The following is a 17,275-nucleotide window of genomic DNA, read 5'->3' as shown; positions in this document are numbered from 1 at the left end:
CCAGCGCAGGGATCGCGAATATGAAGCAGCAAAAGCCGTCACCTCAGCTAACCGGTGACCGGATCCGCAGATTAGCCGGTGGCATTTCCGCAGCAGCATTCCCTCCTGCAACTCCGCTCGAACCATCAGCGTAAATATGCTGATCTCAAAGGCACCCGAAAGCCGAGCGAGCAACATGGCCGGCGGGCTCGCCTCGCCGATACTCTCGATCCCTCGAATCGCCAATCCGTGAGAGATATATACCTGAAATAAGGCTTCCTTCACTTCGGCCACTTCTCCGCCGTCCATCGGAAGGCCTAGGGAGAGAACCGTCCGATAGGCGAGCGGCACTAACTTAGCCAGTTCGCCTCGTATGCATTTTCAGAAGCAGTGTCCAATTTGCGCATTGTTAAGCATCGTGGCTTGCGAGGCTTAGGTGTTGTTAAGCTTTACAACTGGATAACGGAAGCAGTCCCTGGATTGCCACTGACTCAATAACCGTTTGGAGTTGGCGCAGGACCCTGGCGGCGAGTTACGATTGCCCAAGCGAGTAGATGGGCGCCCCCTTTGCTAATCGAATGATTCGAACGGCTGATTTCCTTAGACTCGGAAGCATGAGGTCTCCCTGTCCGAATTGCAGGAAAACCCGAATGAAACTATCGTCGCTTTCTCTCAAAACATCATTGATTGGTGCGATTTCGCTGCTGCTTCTGTTGCTCTGTGGCCAAGGTCTCTTCGCGCTCTCGTCAATCGGGCGGGTCTTCGGCGATGTCGAAACGATGGCGGCCAAATGGGTTCCAAGCATCGACATCACCAACAAGATCAACACTGCGATTTCCGACCTCCGTGGATCGGAAAATCGGCATATCGTGAACCGCACCGAAGCCGGCATGAAGCGTGCCGACGACGCGATCGCCACCGATCTCAAGAAACTCGAAGAGCGGATGAGAATCTATGACGGGCTGGTTGACGACCCGGAGGAGCGCGAGCTCTACGCCAAGTTCAAGGATGTACTCGCCACCTATCTGAAGCAGCATGACGAGCTGATCGCGATGTCGCGCGCCGGTAAGAAGGACGAGGCGGGGGATTTCCTGACAAGCGCCATGCGTCAGAGCTACACCGAACTGGACAAGCTGGCTGACGGGTTCCGCGACATCAATCTTGCCGGCGCGAAGCACAGCTACGCGGACAGCTCGGCGGGCTTCGCCAGCGCCCGCATCGCGACCTTCATGCTGCTCGCTATCGCCTGCCTTGCCGGTCTCGGCGCCATGACCTTTGCGATCGTCGGCATTTCGCGCCCGATCAATCGGACGACCGCGGTCATGCGCACCCTCGCGGATGGCGATCTGTCGCTCGAAATCCCTTTTACCGACAGGGCGAACGAGATCGGCGCGATGGCGCGGGCCGTCGAGGTGTTCAAGCAGAACGGCATCAAGGTGCGCGAATTGAACGCACAGGAAGCGGCGCTGCAGGCGAAAAGCACCGATCTTCAGTCGAGCATCGGCGAGGTCGTCTCGGCGGCGGTCGCCGGCGATTTCACCCGGCGCATCACCAAGACCTATGACCATGCCGATCTCGACCGCTTCGCCACCCAGGTGAACGAACTGGTTACTTCGGTCGACCGCGGCGTTGCCGAAACCCGCCGGGTGATCTCGGCGCTGGCGGAAGGCGACCTGACGGAAAACATGCGCGGCGAATTCCAGGGCGCCTTCCGCGAGCTTCAGTCCAACGTCAATCAGACGATGGCGAACCTGCGCTCCGTCCTCGGCGAGGTCCGTAGCGCGATCGACACGATCAATGGCGGCGCAGGCGAGATGCGGGTCGCCTCCGGCGACCTGTCGAAGCGCACCGAGCAGCAGGCCGCCTCGCTCGAAGAGACCTCCTCGGCGCTCGAAGAAATCACCGCCACGGTGAAGAGCTCGACGGAGCGGGCGACGGAGGCCAGCCACATGGTCGACGAGGCCCGCAAGAGCACCGAGCAGTCGAGCGCTGTCGTCAAGGATGCGGTTTCGGCCATGGGCCGGATCGAAGAGGCCTCCGGCGAGATCGGCCAGATCATCAACGTCATCGACGAGATCGCCTTCCAGACGAACCTGCTCGCACTCAATGCCGGCGTCGAGGCGGCACGGGCCGGCGAGGCCGGCAAGGGCTTCGCCGTCGTGGCGCAAGAGGTGCGCGAACTGGCGCAGCGCTCCGCCAATGCGGCCAAGGACATCAAGGCGCTGATCTCGCGCTCGGGGACCGAGGTCGAGGCCGGGGTGAAGCTGGTGACGGCGACCGGCGCGGCGCTCACCCTGATCGAAGGGCATGTGATCAAGGTCAACGAGCACGTCCATTCGATCGCGACCGCCGCCCGCGAGCAGTCGACCGGCCTGTCGGAGGTCTCGACGGCGGTCAACCAGATGGACCAGGTGACGCAGCAGAACGCGGCGATGGTCGAGGAATCGACGGCGGCCACCGGCCGGCTGGCCGACGAGGCGGCGAACCTCGCCCGGCTGATCGCCCACTTCAAGATCGAGGTCGGCACTGCCCCACGTGCGGCCGCCGCGGACACCCGTCCGATCACCTCGCCAGCCCGCGCGCTCACGCGTAAGCTCGCCGGCGCCTTGGGCGGACGCGCGGCCACGGCGGCGGTCGCAGCCAACTGGGAGGAGTTCTGACGAACCACCCGTTGCACTTTCCATTCGGTTGCGGCGCTCTGGTCGACAGCCTTGACGTGGCAGCCGGTCTCGGCCGCGAAGAGGTGATCCGTCTGGAACAAATGCGCGACAACACCCTGCACGTGACCAATCAACTGAAAGCAATCTTCGCCGAACTCTATCGTGCCCGGTATGGCACGACACCGATCTCGTTCGTTCTCGGATCGGAAAGCTAGGCCGAGATCGTCAGGAGCCGAAACATCTTTTGTCCATCGCATACGCGACCATGCGGTGGACGTACACCACAGGGTGGCAGCATTTCTTTCAGGGCATTCATCGCGACAAGCCTGACTTTCCATCGGGAACGGCTGAGTTGAAATCATTCGCCGACACGCTTCGCAAATATCAGTTTGCGACAGCTGACGATGCTATCCGCCCGCAAGTCGAACAGCAATCTCGCTGAGCCGCGCTACCTGAATCGTTGGCACCGCCGAGCTCCAGTTCTCCGCGCGCAGCGGGTTAAACCAACAGCTCTCGATGCCGAACTGGTTTGCCCCAAGAATGTCCGCATCCAGTCGGTCACCGACTATTATTGCTCCTCCTTAGTGAAAGTCCGGAACCTGCTTGCCGCGAACTCAAAGAACCGAACGTCGGCAAGATAAGCCTGCGGGTTGATGCCGCCGATTTTGCAGGTCTCGATGATGGTGTAGATGACGGCGGCCGTTCACCGCCAGCGTCTGAGCCGCTGAAGAGATAATTCTTTCTTCCGAGGGCCAACGGGCGGATCGCTCGCTCGGCGGCATTGTTACTCATCTCAAGGCGTCCGTCGGTCGCGTAGACGGTAAACGCCTGGGGGCACTTCGCTGCGGGAACCTCCGATCATTCAATGCGCGGAGGTCGCAATCGTCGGGCGGCGGAATGAGATCGCTGGAATGAGAAGGAGAGCGACGATTGCCAATATGCCGACGCCAGCAATTGCATTTGCAAGCCCAACCATTTCGGCAGCGTGACCGATGAGTGCGGGTCCAATCAAGATTCCAGCATAGCCAAGCGTTCCCGTCGCAGCGATCGCTTGGGGCGTCGGCATCGATCGCTGTATCGCGGCGAGCGAGAAGAGGATCGGGACAATATTCCCCGCTGCCAGCCCTGCGACAGTGATGGCTGTCAAGGTCATCAGGACCGTCTCGACGTAGGCGGCGAAGATGATACTCAAAGCAGCCAGTGAGATGCCGACGAAGAGCATCCTGGACTCGCCCAGGCGTTCAACCGCTTTGTCGCCCAAAAATCGACTGACGGTCATCGCGATCGCAAAGAGAGCATAGCCGCTGCCGGAAAATGAGACGTCCAATTTCTTCGAGGTCAACAAAATGGCTCCCCAGTCGAGCATCGCGCCTTCCGCTAAGAAGATGACCAACAAAAGCAAACCGACCGGGAGCACGCCTCCTCTGGGAATCGCAAAAGACCCCCCATCCGAAGCTGGCTTCGTTCTAAGAAATCCGGGTACCGCGCAAATTATGCAAATGATCATAATCGATGATGCCACCGCAGAAGCGGCAAGAACCCCAGGCCCAAGCGCGACAAGAAAAGTCATACCTGCCGCCCCGACCAGCCCGCCAATACTGTAGACGCCGTGAAATCCTGACATCAACGGCACGCCTGCGAGGTCTTGAACTTCGGCTCCGTGCATGTTGGTGGCGACATCAATCGCGCCAATTGAGCAACCAAACAGCAGAAGTGCGATTGCGAGGGTTATGGGGTTCGCCAGCAGCGCCATGAGAGGCAGCACCGTGGCTAGGCCAACGGCCCCGGCAATCAGGACTGGCCTGCTTCCCACTTTGTTTGACACTATACCTGCAGTCGGCATGCCCACGACGGCGCCAAGACCAAGGCACAGAAGCACCGATCCGAGGGTTGCGGAATCTGCGTCGATGCGGCTTTGCGCATACGGCACCATCGGTGCCCAGCATGCCAGCGCGAAGCCTGAAATGAAGTACGAAAGCCGCGTTGCGCGCTTGCTGCCCCGCAACTGCGCATCAGCCTCGGGGTTGGTCGCAAAATCCCTGCGGGCCAGTTTCAATTTCGAATTTGTCATGGACCTATCTTTTGCTTTTCTTCGGCCCAGCCGTGTAATCGCTGATCAGAGAAACGGGTTTTCGATAAAATGCCGATTTGTGTCGCTATTCCGTCAAGGACGAGGTTCGGGGCCAGCTAGGCACTTGTTCGCGGCTCAACCGACCACGATTCTGCAGACGCCAGTTCGCGAGTTCCGACAGTGCCTCGGCGAAGATCGATACGCCGTTACCGATGGCAGCGTCAGTCGGGATCACGATGATCCGCCACGCCTCTCTTCCAGTAGCCGCTTGCATGAAGCGCGTAGGTCTCAACGGACTGCTGTTTTTTCAGCCCGGCCCTGATCGCTGCAACCTGGCCTGATTCTGCTGTCACCCAAACCAGGGATCCCGATGGGATGGACAGATCTTTAGCGGCATCGACCAGTGTCTCACCGAGCTCGCGGCAGAGCCAGCGCACCGAAACCGCCGCCTCTGCGCTGAGGGGCTGCATCTCCTTAGTATTGGCGATCTCGATCCAGAGGCGCGCTGTCGCTGTTGCAGGAAGCGCCTCCACGATGGCCGCGACAGCCGGCAGGCCCGTTTCGTCTGCGAAAAGGAAATAGTTTTTGCCTTCCGGATCGATCATGATACCGCTGCGCGTGTTCGGCCTGCTTATTTCCAGGGTATCACCGGCTTTTGCTCGGGACGCCCACCGGGAAATGTTGCCCTCGTCGCCGTGCAGCACGAAGTCGAGTTCGAGTTCACTCGTCTTCGGATCGAACCGTCTGACGGTATAAGCGCGCCCAGGCTGGCGGAATCCATCGGCGTCGCGAACGAAGACTTTCAGGTATTGACCGGGCAAATCCGCTCGCAGCCCCGATACCTCCTGCGCATCCACGCTTATGCGCTTCAAGAGCGGGGTAATCAGCGTCGCCTTTTTTACCGTCGCGCTGAAGATATCGTAGGGAGGATTGACATCCGTTTTGCTCATATCCGCACGGCCTCGTCGCTATTGTCCAATTCACCAGGCGTTCTCAAAACGCTTAAAGGACTTGCGCGACCACCGATATTGCGGAACGGACAGCCTTTAGCTGTATCCTGACAACGGTAGCCGGTCTGCGAATTTCTGGCACGCATGGAGCGTCTTGCAGCCGCGGAACGCCGTGCTTCTCGAGGACGTTAGCCGCGGAATTCGATTGGGCGTCATCAAGCCGAGCATTCCATCTTCCAGGCTCGCTCCATTGGTGGATCCGAGACGTTACCGACCATCGCGTTGTCCTGATCTGCCCCTTCAACATCAGCGCTTGGCCGAGGGCCTCCCCTTTTGGGCATACCGTTTTGGCGGAAGACCTATGACCCGACGGAACATGGTGGTGAAGGCGCCGATATTACGATAGCCCGCCTCCAGCGCGACTGATGTCACCGGCTGGCCGGCCGAAAGACGAGGCAAGCTTGCAAACACGATCGCGTGTTGGCGCCAATCGAGAAAACTTACGCCCGTCTCTCGGCGGAAAAACCGCGTGAAGGCTCTGCGGCTCATCCCCAGCTTCCCCGCCCAGTCATCAATATGATCGTTTGGCGTAGGAGCTTCCAAAAAGCCTCGGCATAGTCCTGCCAGCCTTAGATCTGACGGGAACGAGAGCACGAGATGTTTTTCTTCCAGGTTGGTGATCTCTTCGAGCAGGAGTTCCTGCACGAGACAAGACCTAGTGTTTGCGATGGCAGCTTCCTGAAGTTTGACGGCTTCGAGCACGAGGCTGCGAGCGAGGTCCGTCACCTGAAAAACAAACGGCTCTTTCCGCCCGGCGCCTTCCGCCGGATTCAAATAAACGGAGGCCATCGCAACGTCGCTGACGACGATGTGAGAATGCGGCAGCCCAGCCGGCACCAGGAGGCCATGACCGGGTGGCGTCATGAAGCGCCCATTGTCGGTTTCCACAACGACCACGCCGGCGAAGACGCAGACAAGCTGGACACGGGCGTGAAGATGTCGGGAAACGACGTGCGCCGACGGATAATGATTCCATCGGAAAACCAGACGCTGGTCGCCAAGGGCTTCGTCGCCATCATCAAGCGTTTCAAGTGTCGCATTCGACACCGAAATCGCGGGCTCATGATCCATCATGACGTTCTCTGATTTGCGCCGTGTGCCAAGGAAGGGCCTCTTCAAGATAGCTGCTTTCGACCTCTCCGCGGACTTCTGCCCCATGCAAAAGCTGCCCGAGGCCGCATTTTGGCTGTCCGGTCACCAATCGACGTGCTCGACAGGATCCGTTGGCTGCGAAAACAACCGCCCGTGTCGCAGGACCATGCAGCCCGCGCGTTGCGTCTGTCGTACTGAACCCTGGGCAGAATATCAGCCGAACCAACGGGTAAATATCTGCCGCCGGCCAATGTATATCGATGACACGACACCTCTGGGGTCGCAGCCGCGATAGGGGACTGAACCCGGGCCTCAACAAGGATGGATAGCGCGACGATTTATCGATATAATCAGGACCGATGTTGTGCGCTCGTCAAAACGACTCCGATCCTGATTTCGCCTCCGCTCCTGTTGTGGGACTGGTCGAAAGCTGGTCGTCAACAGAGGCATCTTTCCACAATCACCGGCGCCACCAACTCATTTACGCGATAAAAGGTGTAATTCACGTATCAACACATGCTAGTAGATGGGTGCTGCCTCCCACGCGGGCATTGTGGATACGTGCTAATACGGACCATAAGTTGAGCGTGGCTAGAACAGCCGAAATTCGGGTTCTTTACGTCGATCCGACGGTTGGTTGCGCACCCACCTCATCGTCGTGCATTGTTGTGGAGGTTACGCCGCTTGTGCGTGAACTGATCTCGTCGTGCGCGGGTTTGCCGTGGAATTACCAGCCGAGGTCGAAGGAAGCTCGGCTTTGCGAGGTTTTGCTCGATCAGATCGCGACACTCGACCGCTCGCCTGTCGATCTTCCCGTTCCCACCGATCCACGGGGTTTGCGCATAGTGGAAATGCTCAAGCGCGAACCCTCAAGTCGCGAACCTCTCGCCTCATTGGCTGCACGAGTGGGGGCGAGTCCAAGAACCATTGAACGCATCTTCGTCCGGGAAACCCATCTTGCGTTTGGAGCCTGGCGTCAACGGCTCCGCTTGCTGGCGGCGCTTGAACTTCTGGCCTACGGAGAAGCTGTCACCAATGTCGCCTTGGATGTCGGCTACGAATCCGCCTCAAGTTTTGTAGTAGCGTTCCGCGAAACGTTCGGAACAACACCCGCCCGGTTCTTCAAATGAGCCGTCCGGCTTAAGCGGCACCCGCCTTTTACCGTCTCACCCGATCGCCGGCTCGGTGTCGGGAACGTCGATATCCTCAGCGCGGATCAGGTGTTCGAAGGCGGATAATGATGCCTTGGCCCCCTCGCCGATTGCCACAACGATCTGCTTGAAGGGAACTGTGGTGCAGTCGCCGGCGGCGAAAACCCCGGGGACCGACGTTCGCCCGTGCCGATCGACGACGATCTCTCCAAGCTGCGAGAGTTCGATCGATCCCTTGAGCCAATCGGTGTTCGGCAAAAGACCTATTTGGACGAAAATGCCATCAAGCGGGAGATGGTGTTTAAGCCCGCTCGCGCGAGAGAGGTAGTTCAGGCCCGTGACCTTTTCGCCGTAGCCGAGTACGTCCATTGTCTTTGATGACAGGATCACATCGACATTCGGCAGGCTCCTCAACTTTCGCTGAAGAACATCGTCGGCTTTGAGCTTGCCGTCGAATTCGATCAATGTGATGTGGGAGACTATTCCGGCCAGATCAATCGCCGCTTCGACACCGGAATTTGCCGCCTCCGATCACCGCGACGCGTTTGCCCTTGAACAGGGGTCCGTCACAATGGGGGCAATAGGCTACCCGTCTGTTGCGGTATTTCCACCCCCATCTGGCGCCAGCGAGCCCCAGTGGCAAGAATGACCGTCTTGGCGCTAAGGGTCCCGCCACTTGAAAGTCGGAGCTCGTGGGCGCGCCCGGTTGAAACGAGCTTCTCGACCCGCTGCGACTTTACGATCTCGACCGGATTTTCCTTTACATGCGCCTCGAGCGCGGAGCTGAAGCTCGGGCCTTCCGTCTGTGGCAAGGATATGAAGTTCTCGATGTGCATCGTGAGAGCACCTGGCCGCCAAATCGATCGGCAACCATGCCGACCGCGAGCCCTTTGCGTGCAGCGTAGGTGGCCGACGCCGCTCCGGCAGGCCCGCCGCCGACGACCAGGAGATCGAAAGTCGCAAGATTGCCGATCTTCGCGGTGGCGCGCTGGTCCGCCCTGCTATCCAGCTTTGCCACGATTTGCTGCAAGTCCATGCGCCCCTGGGCAAACAAGGCGCCATTCAAATAGACTGAAAGGCTTCCCCCTGATCGCGACATGGCTGATGCGGGGATTGAGGATGGCCATCAGGTTGAGCGCTTGCACCACATCTGGGCAGTTCTGGCAGGAGAGCGAATAATAGGTCTCGAAATGGTAATCGCCCTCTAGACCAACGATCTGCTCGACGACGCCCTGTTCGACGCGTGGTGGATGGCCACCGACCTGCAACAAGGCGAGCACAAGCGATGTGAATTCGTGGCCGAGCGGAATGCCGGCAAAGGTCAATTTTGATATCGCGTCCCGGGCTACTCAGCGAGAAGGAAGGGGCACGATCCGCGATATCGTAACGCTGCTCGAGCGTGATTTGGGGCGACAGGCTGGCGATTTCGGTTAGGAGATCGTGCATCTGGAGAGATGTCGGGCTTGCGTCCACCGATGCGGTGATCTCGATCGGTCGGGCGATTTCTCGAAATGGGAGGAAGGCTCGCTTTTAATGGCGTCGTCAAGCATCGGATTGCCGTTCCTGGAAGCATCTTTGACCGAATGATCGAGGACCCCGGCCTGAAACCGGGGTCTCGTAGTTTGCGATCTAATCTTCCCGACGAGAGCCAACGACGGAGCGAGGGTTTTTCCGCCCTGCTCCCATTTAGCTGGGCAAACCTCGCCGGGATGCGCGCGGACATATTGCGCCGCCTTTACTCGGCGTAGCAGGTCGGCTGCATTTCGACCGATGCCCTCGGCGGTGATTTCGATCGCCTGAATGATCCCGTCCGGGTCGACGATGAAAGTTCCACGGTCGGCAAGGCCTTCCGTTTCCCGCATGATCTCGAAATTGCGGGTAACGGTCCCGGTTGGATCACCGATCATGGTGTACTCGATCTTCCTGATCGTATCGGAACTGTCATGCCACGCCTTGTGCGTCAAGTGCGTGTCGGTCGATACCGAATAGATCTCGACATTAGGCCGCTGCAGCTCTGCGTAAAGGTCAGCGACGTCGCCCAGTTCCGTTGGGCATACGAAGGTAAAATCCGCCGGGTAGAAGAAGAATATCGCCCATCTTCCGAGGACGTCGGCATCCGTCACTTCAACGAATTTGCCTCTACGGAAGGCATGTACCCTGAAAGGTTTGAGCGAGGTATTCAGAACAGACATCGGAGCTCCTGGGTTTTTGACGGAAACCCGCAAAGCAACGCACAACGCGCACTTGGCTCATTTCGAATCCCGCCTTGATGGGACGGCAAGGACCGTGATCCATGGCGATCGCGTGAGGTCGACATGCCGACAAATTTCACTTTGGTTGAACGCGCGAGTCACCGTGCTGCAAAGAGAGCGGGGCTTCCCCCCGTATGCACGAAGATCACATCGCTGCCTGCAGGGATCGTCTCACCGACAGCGGCGATCAGTCCGGCGAAGACCTTTCCCGTGTAAGTCGGGTCGAGGAAGACCCCTTCGGCTTCTGCCACGTTGCGGATTGCGGCATTGCCTTCTTGGCTGGCGACCCCGTATTCAGGCCCGATATGATCGTAATTCAGCAACAGGTCTTCCACGTCCCAGCGCCGATCGACACCGGCGAGACGAGCTGTTTCATTTATCAGTCTGGCCGCACATTCGCGCGCCGCAAAGGCCGCGGTCGTAATGACGATCCCGAGGACCTGCGTGTTGGGCAGATATCGCGCGCATCCTGCGACGAGACCGGCATACGTGCCGCCCGAGCCCATTGCGACAACGATATAATCTGGATGTCTCTGCCGCCGCGCATCAAACTGCTCACGCATCTCTTTGGCGCAATCGACGTAACCAAGAGCTCCCAAGGGGCTCGACCCGCCAATCGGGATGACATAGGCGCGCTCACCTGAGGCTTCCAGCTCTGCCTTGCGCTCCAGCATAAGGTCCACGACCATGGCGTTGAAGTCGTCATGATCGTGAAATTCCAACTGGACGTCCAAAAGTTCATCGAGAAGCAGGTTTCCCGAGAGCTTCGGCGGCAATTGCCCGCGAAGCAGAGCTAAAGACCGCATGCCATGTTTCCTGGCTACAGCCGCAGTTTGCCGTACATGATTTGATTGCGCAGCGCCCGCCGTGATCAGCGTCGTTGCCTTTTCCGCTTTGGCTTCGGCGAGAAGATACTGGAGCTTTCTAATTTTGTTTCCGCCACCGCCCAGGCCGGAAAGATCATCCCGCTTCGCGCTGAGCGAAATGCCGAGTTCACGCCCAAGGTTTTCCCAGTTATCGATCGGCGTTGGAAAGAAGCCAAGTGGGACCAAATCCATGTGATCTGTCATCGCGCTTAAACCCTCAGGGTATGGGTTTTACAAGGCCGCCGCGGCGCAGGATCCCTTACAAGCATGATCCGCTTCACCTGGAATGACGGCGATTGCGTCGATTTCAACTTGAGCGCCCATCGGCAACGCCGCCACCTGATAGGTCGCTCGTGCTGGACAGGGCATTGAGAATGCCGCAGCATAAATCTCATTCAACTGCTTGAACTTCGAAAGATCGGTCACGAGCACGGTCGTCTTCAGGACATCGGACATCTTTGCCCCCGCCGCAGTCACAATCGCTTCGATATTTGCCAGCACCTGGCGCATCTGCCCTTCCGCGTCGCTCGCCATGGTCCCCGTCACGGGGTCAAGAGGCAGTTGGCCTGAAACGAAAAGCAGATTTCCATGGCGTCTCGCCTGGCTGTAGGGACCGACAGCTGCGGGTGCGTTAGGGGTCGAGATTTCCATGGCTTCCTCACAAGAGTTGGAGATGCGCGTCTTACACAATGCATCACGGCATATCGAATTCGAACGGATCGCGTGTCGGCACTTGTTCGCGCCGACATATCGTTGAGTGATCGCAAACAGGGCGGCTAGTCTTGGAATCCCACGATCATCTTTCGCGGCTCGACAATGCTTCCGCCATTCGCTCGAGTCCTTGAGCAAGAACAGACTTGGGGGTACCGATATTCAGGCGGATATGTCCTTCACCGCCGGGCCCATAGTCTTCACCATAGTTGAGGACGAGGCCGTGCCTCGTTTCGAACAAGTCGAGCATCTCCTGGTGCGACATGCCGTACTCCGACAGGTCAAGCCACATGAAGTAGGTGGATTCCGTCGGACGCACGCGAATACGCGGAAGTCTTTCCTTGAAGAAAGCCTCGGCGAAGGCATAGTTTCCGGCAACATACCTCATGAGATCGACCAGCCACCCATCGCAATCCCGGTATGCCACCTCGGTCGCGGCGTGGCCGAATAAAGAACCGCCGTAGCCCGAGGTATCGCGCTTCAACCCCTCGAGATACTCATGCATGAGCCGAGGATTGGCGGCAATGACTTGAGAGTGCTTCAGTCCGGTCAGATTAAACATCTTGCTGGCGGAAAGCAGGCTCACCGAATTCATGAGCGCCTCTGATGAAACGCTCGCAAAAGGAGTAAAGTGAGCGCCTTCGTGCAGCAGGCCGCAATAGACCTCGTCGGAAACGACAACGATGTTGTGCTGCTGGCAAAATTCCGCAAGCCGTGCCAACTCCTCTCGAGACCATACCCGCCCGACAGGGTTGTGAGGGTTGCAAAGCAAAAGCAGCCTTGTGCGACTGCTCACGCAGCGGGAAAGCTGATCGAAGTCAAACTCATATCGGCCATTGCGAAGCATCAGAGGGTTTGCGACCGGCACGCGACCGGCGGCGGCCACGATATTCCTGAACTGGAAGTGGACCGGCGGCTGGTAGATGATCTCGTCGCCCTCGACACTCAGGCGATCGATCAGTGGTCGCATGGAGGGATAGATGCCAACATTGTGGGCGATCCACTCGCGCCTGATCTCCCACCCGAAATGCCTCTTATAAAAGCCGATCAGCGCATCGTAGTAGCTGCTTGGCTTGTAGGGATACCCGAAATGGCCAAGCCGCGCGGTGCGCTCAAGAGCCGCTGCAATTTGCTTGGGCGACCGGAAGTCCATATCTGCGGTACCGAAGCCGAGCAGGGATTTGTTTCCGGTACGATCAATTTCCATTTCCCATTTGACGGTGCTCAGGGTCGAGCGATCGAGAACTTCGTCAAAGTTGGTCGTTTCCGCGACGGTGTCAGCCGGCGCCCGGTGCAAATCGTGCATAATATTCTCCGATTATCTGTCTGGTCGTTCCAGCGCGGCTAGAGGACTTTAGCCAGGAACTCGCGTGTGCGGGGTGACTTGGGGTTGGCGATCATCTCGCGCGGATCGCCTTGTTCCATGACGGTTCCCCCGTCCATGAAGATCAACTGATCCGCGACTTCACGAGCGAATCCGATTTCATGCGTGACCACGACCATCGTCATCCCGTCACGCGCCAGGTCCTTCATGACCGAGAGGACCTCGCCGACCAATTCCGGATCGAGCGCCGAGGTCGGCTCATCGAACAGCAACACTTTCGGGCGCATCGCCAAGGCTCGCGCGATCGCAACTCGCTGCTGCTGGCCGCCGGAAAGTTGTCTTGGATAGGCGGAAGCCTTTTCGGCCAGCCCCACTCGCCGCAGAAGCTCCAAAGCGTGTTGCCGCGCTTCGGCCCGCTTCTCACCGCGGACGCGGACCGGAGCTTCCATGAGGTTTTCAAGCACGGTCATATGCGGGAACAGATTGAAATGCTGGAAGACCATGCCGATTTCGGCACGCCGTGCACAAATCTGCGACGCCCTGAGTTCATGGAGCCTGTCGTCTTTCAAGCGGTACCCAACGAAATCCCCATCGACCAGCAGCAGTCCGCTGTTGATATCTTCGAGATGATTGATGCACCTGAGAAATGTGCTCTTACCAGAGCCGGACGGTCCGATAATGCAGGCGACCGATCCGTTCGGCACCGAGACATTCACGCCCTTCAGCACTTCATAGCTACCGTAGGATTTCCTGACATCTGACGCGTGTATCATGACCGAGGAAGAGACACCGAACCGTTCGAAATGATTGGTCTTCATTGTGCGCCTCTCCATTTTTCACGCATAGTGAGGATCAAACCAAGCCGTGATAGGCCAACCGGAGCGGAGTCGTGCCCGGCTTCATCTCTTGAGTAGTAACGTTCCAGGTAGCTTTGACCGACGGTCATGATGGAGACGACAACGAGGTACCAGAAAGTGACGACGAGCAAGAGAGGGATGGTTTCGAACGTCCGGGCATAAATCGCTTGCGCCGAGTACAAAAGGTCGCCGACGGCAATGATACTGACGAGGGACGTCGTTTTGAGCAGATTGATCGTCTCGTTTCCGGTCGGAGGAATGATGACGCGCATCGCTTGAGGGATAACAATCCGTCGCAGCAACAGAGACGGTTTCATCCCAAGACACAGAGCCGCTTCGGTTTGGCCACGGCTCACTGATTTCAATCCATTTCTGATGATCTCCGCCATATAGCCCGCTTCATGGAGGGACAGCGCAACGACCGCCGCAACCAACGGTGTCATTATCGTGTTCGTGGGAATCGAAAAGATCGTACCAAGGCCCGGCAACCAAAGCGTGATGTCTTTGAAGATGAGCGACAAGTTGTACCACAGGATAAGCTGGACGAGCGCTGGTGTGCCCCGGAACCACCAGATGAACCCTGCGGCCGGGAGTGACAGCATTTTGCTCGGCGAAAGCATCATCAAGGCGACGATCATGCCAATGACGCTGGCAAAAAACATGATGGCTAGGGTCAAGCCGACAGTTATCCATAGCCCTTGTAAGATAATCGGGTTCAGGATGTAGGAGGCTACGACGGGCCACTGAAGGTTGGGATTGCTGACGACTGCCTGCGTCAGCAGAAGCATAAGAATTGCGACCAAACCAGCAGCCGTCCAGCGCCAGGGATGACGGAGAGGCACCACCTTGAACTGCGTCGTGTGCTTTGCAGCGACGCTATCGTCTTTGAGGGGGAGAACGTTCAAGTCCTCGATTCCTTCTTAGAGTGATACGATGACTTTTCGCAAAACGAGTTGCGGCCGAATTACCCGTTCTCCCCGCTCTGCCGGATCGGCAGAGCGGGGAGATGGAGATCAATCTTTGAGCTGGGATACGTCCGTGTAGACGATCGGCTTTGCGATCGCGGCCGAAGACATGCCGTATTCGTCGAGGATCGTTTTGTAGGTGCCGTCGTCAATTAATTTTTGGATCGCGGCAGCGAGCATGGTGGCGGTTTCGGCGTCACCCTTCTTGATGATATGGCCGATAGGCTTCTTGTGAAAGACCTCGCCCGCCAGAACGAGTTTTCCTTTGCTGACCTGCGAATAATACCCGGCTGACGTAGAGTCATCGAGATAAGCGTCCGCCCGTCCGGTGATGACGGCCTGAACAGTGTCCTGCTGCGACGGATAGATATCCTTCTTGAATTCCTGAAGGCCTGCGGTCTTGCACTCCTGGTTCAGCTGATCTGCAGAAAAATCGGCTGCCGTGCCGGACTGAACCGCGACCGTGCCACCACACAGTGCCGTGCGCTTCGCGTATTTGTCTTTGTTTTCGGGGAGGGTCGAAACGATGGTGCCGTCCTCCATCCACGCGACGAAATCCGCTTGCTTGAGACGTTCTTCAGTTACCGATGCATTGAGCCAGGCGATCTTGATCCGGTCAGCACTCAAAGACGGAATGAGAGATGTAAATGGGACCTGGTCGATGGTCAGCTCGACGCCAAGTGTTTTGGCGGCTGCCTGAGCCAATTCGACGCTGAGACCGACCTGCTTGCCGCTCTCGTCGATGTAAGAGAAGGGAGCATAAATGGTGGTCGCGATTGGCAATTTGCCACCGTCCTTCACATAGGCCGGAAGCGGGACCTCGTCTGCGAGCGAAGCAGTTGCGCTAACCATCAGCACCGCTGTCGATAGCATTACAGATTTAATGACAGTCATTTTATGTTCCCTTGTTGCGTTGTCTTCATCGCCGTAGTTTCGACGCGGGTCGACCGTCGGAGACGCAAGTGTGACTTGCCTCTCTGTCCGAACAGGTGCGCGAGAACAGGCTTTCTAGGGTGCTTCTCCTCAACACCCACGAAGGAATCATAGCTTTTGGCTCCTCGGGCGGCGAATGAATATTCGTAATGGCAATATGAGCCACATTCATTATTATACCGGGCCGAAACGTAAAACGAGGGCTCGGATGAGAAGCGATTTCAGTCTGAATCAAATTGACCTGAACCTACTGAAAGTTTTTGATCTGCTCATGCAGGAACGCAGTGTCACTCGCGCGGCGGACCGAGCTGGACGAACACAATCGGCGATCAGTCATTCGCTGAACAGGTTGCGCGAGATCTTTGGAGACGAGCTGTTCGTCAAGCATGCCGGGTCAATGAACCCGACTGCTCAGGCAAGAGAATTAGCAGCCGTAATCACGCAAGCGTTGTCCGACATTCAGGGAGTGGTGTCCCAGCACGTCAATTTCAAACCGAGTGAAAGCCAACGCCAGTTTCGAATCGGGGTCACAGACTATACCAGTGCTCTGTATATTCCTGCCCTTCTGGAGGAGTTCAACGCCAAAGCACCACACGCTCGGCTTCGCATCGTGCCGGTATATCTCTATGAGGCTTCCGAATTGCTGAGTGACCCGGATCTCGATTGCGTGTTACTCGGCAATCCTATCATCCGGGAGGCGCATGTGGTCGAAACTATTCTCGCACGGCATCAAATGCTCTGCGCCGCGTGGGCGGCGAACCCGGTTATAAAGGCTCTGACACTAGAGAAATATCTTGCGATGCCCCATTTGCAAATATCTCCGGATGGCGATGAATCCGGTGTAAGCGATGGGGCACTGAAGGCAATGGGATTGTCACGCCGCGTTGCCGCAACTGTGCCGTACTACATGGTTGCTCCGAAAGTGCTTAAGGGTACACAAATGATTGCAGCATTCGCCGATGGCATGCTGTCACTTTTGGATGAAAGCAGCGAAATATTGGTCACGCGTCCGCCGTTTGCTCTCCCTGACGTTCGAGTCTCTTTGATTTACGTCCGAACGAAGCAGGCAGACGCAGGGCACATCTGGTTGAGAAGTTGTATCCGCTCGATTGTGGCGGGTTGTGAGGAGAAAAGGAAGGCGTCCCTTCACCAAATCATTGGCCCTGCGTAACCCCCAATCGCTCTCTGAGCGAGTTCTTCCAAATGACCCCAGGTAACAAGAGGGCTTCCTCACGAAAAAATGCCCGGTATCGCAGATACCGGGCGAAAAGAGGCGGCGTCAGCTCTGGGGAACGTCGGAATATTTCAGAAACTATAGACGATCAGCAGATCCTTGGCATCGATCTGGTCGCCGGCCCGGACCAGCACCTCGGCAACGACGCCGTCCTTTTCGGCATGCAGCGC

The 17,275-nt window shown here is 57.7% G+C and carries 17 protein-coding genes and 1 pseudogene; 4 read left to right on the top strand and 14 right to left on the bottom strand.

All coding sequences use genetic code 11. The features are described from left to right. Positions 1-629: 629 nt before the first annotated feature. Positions 630-2,639: a HAMP domain-containing methyl-accepting chemotaxis protein gene (locus tag ATC00_RS15545; protein ID WP_037381186.1), complete on the top strand. Its 2,010-nt coding sequence runs from the start codon at positions 630-632 to the stop codon at positions 2,637-2,639. Positions 2,640-2,650: 11 nt separating this feature from the next. Then, positions 2,651-2,854 carry a hypothetical protein gene (locus ATC00_RS15540; RefSeq protein WP_037381183.1) on the top strand — a complete coding sequence of 68 codons (204 nt, stop codon included), beginning with the start codon at positions 2,651-2,653 and terminating at the stop codon, positions 2,852-2,854. Between the two features lie 192 nt (positions 2,855-3,046). Here ATC00_RS15540 and ATC00_RS34060 read toward each other — a convergent pair whose 3' ends face one another. The 5 genes and pseudogenes from ATC00_RS34060 to ATC00_RS15520 all read right to left on the bottom strand — a co-directional run bounded on the left by ATC00_RS34060 (position 3,047) and on the right by ATC00_RS15520 (position 6,794). Next, positions 3,047-3,181: a hypothetical protein gene (locus tag ATC00_RS34060; RefSeq protein WP_412458391.1), complete on the bottom strand. Its 135-nt coding sequence runs from the start codon at positions 3,179-3,181 to the stop codon at positions 3,047-3,049. 83 nt (positions 3,182-3,264) lie between these two features. After that, a pseudogene (locus tag ATC00_RS31135) lies at positions 3,265-3,467 on the bottom strand (IS66 family transposase); the annotation flags it as partial. Positions 3,468-3,501: 34 nt separating this feature from the next. Further along, the gene (locus ATC00_RS15530) at positions 3,502-4,710 is read right to left on the bottom strand and encodes an MFS transporter (RefSeq protein ID WP_052035409.1); all 1,209 of its coding nucleotides are present in this window, start codon (positions 4,708-4,710) and stop codon (positions 3,502-3,504) included. 221 nt (positions 4,711-4,931) lie between these two features. Next, on the bottom strand, positions 4,932-5,660 hold the full coding sequence (locus ATC00_RS15525) for a siderophore-interacting protein (protein WP_082912363.1): 729 nt from the start codon (positions 5,658-5,660) through the stop codon (positions 4,932-4,934). 306 nt (positions 5,661-5,966) lie between these two features. After that, positions 5,967-6,794, bottom strand: coding sequence for an AraC family transcriptional regulator (locus ATC00_RS15520; protein WP_037381174.1), 828 nt, complete (start codon positions 6,792-6,794; stop codon positions 5,967-5,969). A gap of 704 nt (positions 6,795-7,498) precedes the next feature. On the opposite strand from ATC00_RS15520, the gene ATC00_RS32600 reads away from it, so the two are divergent. Next, positions 7,499-7,942 carry a helix-turn-helix domain-containing protein gene (locus ATC00_RS32600; protein WP_161951915.1) on the top strand — a complete coding sequence of 148 codons (444 nt, stop codon included), beginning with the start codon at positions 7,499-7,501 and terminating at the stop codon, positions 7,940-7,942. A 36-nt stretch (positions 7,943-7,978) separates the two neighbouring features. Here the strand turns inward: ATC00_RS32600 and ATC00_RS34195 are convergent, their stop codons facing one another. From ATC00_RS34195 to ATC00_RS15480, 9 genes are all read right to left on the bottom strand, one after another. Further along, a complete protein-coding gene (locus ATC00_RS34195; protein ID WP_459550345.1) occupies positions 7,979-8,428 on the bottom strand; it encodes an FAD-dependent oxidoreductase in 450 nt (149 codons plus the stop codon). Positions 8,429-8,964: 536 nt separating this feature from the next. Further along, positions 8,965-9,288 (bottom strand): hypothetical protein, encoded by a 324-nt coding sequence (locus tag ATC00_RS34190; RefSeq protein WP_459550344.1) that lies wholly within the window; start codon positions 9,286-9,288, stop codon positions 8,965-8,967. A 105-nt stretch (positions 9,289-9,393) separates the two neighbouring features. Continuing rightward, entirely contained in the window at positions 9,394-10,188 is a 795-nt protein-coding gene (ahpC, locus tag ATC00_RS15510; RefSeq protein WP_459550343.1) for an alkyl hydroperoxide reductase subunit C, read from the bottom strand. 125 nt (positions 10,189-10,313) lie between these two features. Beyond that, on the bottom strand, positions 10,314-11,285 hold the full coding sequence (locus ATC00_RS15505) for a 1-aminocyclopropane-1-carboxylate deaminase/D-cysteine desulfhydrase (protein WP_037381171.1): 972 nt from the start codon (positions 11,283-11,285) through the stop codon (positions 10,314-10,316). A gap of 27 nt (positions 11,286-11,312) precedes the next feature. Next, positions 11,313-11,732, bottom strand: a complete 420-nt coding sequence (locus tag ATC00_RS15500; protein WP_052035404.1) for a RidA family protein — start codon at positions 11,730-11,732, stop codon at positions 11,313-11,315. A 145-nt stretch (positions 11,733-11,877) separates the two neighbouring features. Then, positions 11,878-13,098 (bottom strand): MalY/PatB family protein, encoded by a 1,221-nt coding sequence (locus tag ATC00_RS15495; protein WP_072642888.1) that lies wholly within the window; start codon positions 13,096-13,098, stop codon positions 11,878-11,880. Between the two features lie 38 nt (positions 13,099-13,136). Next, a complete protein-coding gene (locus tag ATC00_RS15490; RefSeq protein ID WP_064253496.1) occupies positions 13,137-13,934 on the bottom strand; it encodes an amino acid ABC transporter ATP-binding protein in 798 nt (265 codons plus the stop codon). Further along, a complete protein-coding gene (locus ATC00_RS15485; RefSeq protein ID WP_037381161.1) occupies positions 13,931-14,878 on the bottom strand; it encodes an amino acid ABC transporter permease in 948 nt (315 codons plus the stop codon). Before ATC00_RS15485 ends, ATC00_RS15490 begins: the two co-directional genes overlap by 4 nt. A gap of 108 nt (positions 14,879-14,986) precedes the next feature. Beyond that, the gene (locus ATC00_RS15480; RefSeq protein ID WP_064253495.1) at positions 14,987-15,832 is read right to left on the bottom strand and encodes an ABC transporter substrate-binding protein; all 846 of its coding nucleotides are present in this window, start codon (positions 15,830-15,832) and stop codon (positions 14,987-14,989) included. 247 nt (positions 15,833-16,079) lie between these two features. Between ATC00_RS15480 and ATC00_RS15475 the strand changes: the two genes are divergently transcribed. Next, on the top strand, positions 16,080-17,042 hold the full coding sequence (locus ATC00_RS15475; protein ID WP_037381158.1) for a LysR family transcriptional regulator: 963 nt from the start codon (positions 16,080-16,082) through the stop codon (positions 17,040-17,042). Positions 17,043-17,275 lie beyond the last annotated feature (233 nt).

Source organism: Sinorhizobium americanum, assembly GCF_001651855.1.
GTDB classification, from domain to species: Bacteria; Pseudomonadota; Alphaproteobacteria; order Rhizobiales; family Rhizobiaceae; genus Sinorhizobium; species Sinorhizobium americanum.
The sequence above is the reverse complement of the archived record's forward strand: the minus strand, read 5'-3'. Positions and strand labels throughout refer to the sequence as shown.

Bases quoted from the DNA above. Each gene is read 5' to 3' on its own strand.
- ATC00_RS15490 (WP_064253496.1), bottom strand. From the start codon at position 13,934: ATGAAGACCAATCATTTCGAACGGTTCGGTGTCTCTTCCTCGGTCATG.
- ATC00_RS15475 (WP_037381158.1), top strand. From the start codon at position 16,080: ATGAGAAGCGATTTCAGTCTGAATCAAATTGACCTGAACCTACTGAAA.
- ATC00_RS15530 (WP_052035409.1), bottom strand. From the start codon at position 4,710: ATGACAAATTCGAAATTGAAACTGGCCCGCAGGGATTTTGCGACCAAC.
- ATC00_RS15500 (WP_052035404.1), bottom strand. From the start codon at position 11,732: ATGGAAATCTCGACCCCTAACGCACCCGCAGCTGTCGGTCCCTACAGC.
- ATC00_RS15520 (WP_037381174.1), bottom strand. From the start codon at position 6,794: ATGATGGATCATGAGCCCGCGATTTCGGTGTCGAATGCGACACTTGAA.
- ATC00_RS15545 (WP_037381186.1), top strand. From the start codon at position 630: ATGAAACTATCGTCGCTTTCTCTCAAAACATCATTGATTGGTGCGATT.
- ATC00_RS15495 (WP_072642888.1), bottom strand. From the start codon at position 13,098: ATGCACGATTTGCACCGGGCGCCGGCTGACACCGTCGCGGAAACGACC.
- ATC00_RS15525 (WP_082912363.1), bottom strand. From the start codon at position 5,660: ATGAGCAAAACGGATGTCAATCCTCCCTACGATATCTTCAGCGCGACG.
- ATC00_RS15480 (WP_064253495.1), bottom strand. From the start codon at position 15,832: ATGACTGTCATTAAATCTGTAATGCTATCGACAGCGGTGCTGATGGTT.
- ATC00_RS15505 (WP_037381171.1), bottom strand. From the start codon at position 11,285: ATGACAGATCACATGGATTTGGTCCCACTTGGCTTCTTTCCAACGCCG.